The organism is Pseudomonas sp. NFACC32-1 (genome assembly GCF_900101215.1).
Lineage (GTDB): Bacteria > Pseudomonadota > Gammaproteobacteria > Pseudomonadales > Pseudomonadaceae > Aquipseudomonas.
Map to the genome: position 1 here is coordinate 1 of NZ_FMUL01000041.1, position 2,390 is coordinate 2,390.

At 64.9% G+C, this 2,390-nt stretch carries 1 protein-coding gene; it reads left to right on the plus strand.

Annotated features, from left to right (window positions below):
* The coding region (locus BLP99_RS26005) for a condensation domain-containing protein (RefSeq protein WP_143007998.1) at positions 1-2,390 on the plus strand (2,390 nt) is incomplete at both ends.

Below are 2,390 nucleotides of genomic sequence, written 5' to 3' on the forward strand. Positions count from 1 at the left end.
TTCAGCACCGTGCCGAATGCGCGGATGTACCGCACCGGCGACCTGGGCCGCTACCTGGCGGACGGCAACATCGACTACCTGGGGCGTAACGACGATCAGGTTAAGATTCGCGGTTTCCGCATCGAACTGGGCGAGATCGAAGCGCGGCTGGCGCAACATCCAGGCCTCAAGGAGGCCGTGGTACTGGCCCGTGAGGAGGAGCCCGGCGAGAAGCGCCTGGTGGCCTATTTCACGACCCATGCCGCCGATGCGGGCCTCGACATCGAGACTCTGCGGGGCCATCTGCAGAACCTGCTGCCTGAATACATGGTGCCGAGCGCTTTCGTGCACCTCGACGCCTTGCCGCTGACCCCCAATGGCAAGCTGGACCGCAAGGCATTGCCAGCGCCGGATCGTACTGCGGTAGTGGCCCGTGCGTACGAAGCTCCACAAGGCGAAACCGAGGCGACCATCGCCGGGATCTGGCAGGACTTGCTCGGTATCGAACGGGTCGGCCGCCACGACAATTTCTTCGAGCTGGGCGGTCATTCGCTGTTGGCCGTGAAAATGATCGAGCGTATGCGTCAGGTCAAGCTGAGCGTCGACGCACGCGTCCTGTTCGACCAGTCGACATTGGCGGCACTGGCCGCTGCGGTCGGCGGGTACAGGGAGGTCGATGTACCGGCCAATGGCATCCCGGCTGGTTGCACACGGATTACGCCGGGGATGCTGCCGCTGGCCGAGCTGGATCAGCCGGCCATCGATGAAATCGTGGCAAGGGTGCCGGGTGGCGTGGCCAACGTCCAGGACATCTATGCCTTGGCACCTCTGCAGGAAGGGATCCTGTATCACCACCTTGCCGCCGCCCAGGGTGATCCCTATCTGCAACACGTGATGTTCGGCTTTGACAGTTTCGCGCGCCTCGAACAGTTCGCCCAGGCGTTGCAGGCCGTCATTGCCCGGCACGATATCCTGCGTACCGGGGTGCTCTGGGAGGGCTTGCCCGAGCCCATGCAGGTGGTGTGGCGCGACGCCCGTTTGAATGTCGAGCCGGTCGTGCTGGATCCGGCCGCGGGGGATATCGCCACCCAACTGCACCAGCGTTTCGACCCCAGGTTCTATCGCCTGGACATCCGCCAGGCACCGATGATGCGGATTGCCTATGCGCAGGACCCGGAGAACCAACGTTGGGTGGGCATGTTGCTGTTCCATCATCTGGTGGACGATGTCACCTCACTGGCGGTGCTGGTTGCGGAAATCGAGGCACACATGCTGGGCCAGGCACAGCGCTTGCCCGCCTCGGTGCCGTACCGCAACTACGTGGCCCAGGCTCGCCTGGGGGTGAGCCGCGAGGCCCACGAAGCGTTTTTCCGCGACATGCTCGGCGACGTCGACGAGCCGACGCTGCCGTTCGGTCTGCAGGATGTGCAAGGTGACGGCAGCGGGATCGAGGAAGCTCGCCAGGATGTCGAGGCGGACCTGAGCCGCCGGTTGCGTGCCCAGGCGCGGCAGTTGGGGGTCAGTGCGGCGAGTGTGTATCACCTGGTCTGGGCGCAGGTCTTGAGCCAGGTGTCGGGCCAGGACGACGTGGTGTTCGGTACCGTGCTGGTCGGCCGGATGCAAGGTGGCGAAGGGGCCGACCGGGCGCTGGGGATGTTCATCAATACGCTGCCCGTGCGGGTGAGCCTGGGGGCGCAAGGCGTGCGGGCCGGGGTCAAGGCGACCCATGCACGATTGACGGCCTTGCTCGGCCATGAACATGCCTCGTTGGCCCTGGCACAACGCTGCAGCGGCGTGGAGGCACCGACGCCGTTGTTCAGTGCCTTGCTCAACTATCGGCACACCGCAACGACGGTTTCGGCCGAAGCGGTGTCGGCCTGGAACGGCATCCAGATGCTCAGTGGCGAAGAGCGGACCAACTACCCGTTGATGTTGTCGGTGGACGACCTGGGCGAGGCGTTCAGTTTCACCGTCATGACCCCGGCCCGCATTGGCGCGCAGCGGCTTTGCGGGTACGTGCAGCACACGTTGGAAAGTCTGGTCCGGATGCTGGAGCAGACGCCGCAAGCGCCGTTGCACCAGTTATCGGTGCTGCCGGCCACGGAGCGCGAGCAACTGCTGGTGGGCTTCAACGCCACCCAGGCCGAATACCCGCTGGCGCAGACGATTCACGGGTTGTTCGAAGCGCAAGTTCAGCGCACGCCGGAGTCGTTGGCGGTGCTGCATCGTGGGCAACGCCTGACTTATCGCGAATTGAACGAGCGGGCCAACCGCCTGGCCCATTACCTGCGCAAGCAGGGGGTGAAACCCGATTCTCGGGTGGCGATCTGTGTCGAGCGCGGCCTCGACATGGTGGTGGGCCTGTTGGCGATCCTCAAGGCAGGGGGCGGTTACGTACCGCTGGATCCGGC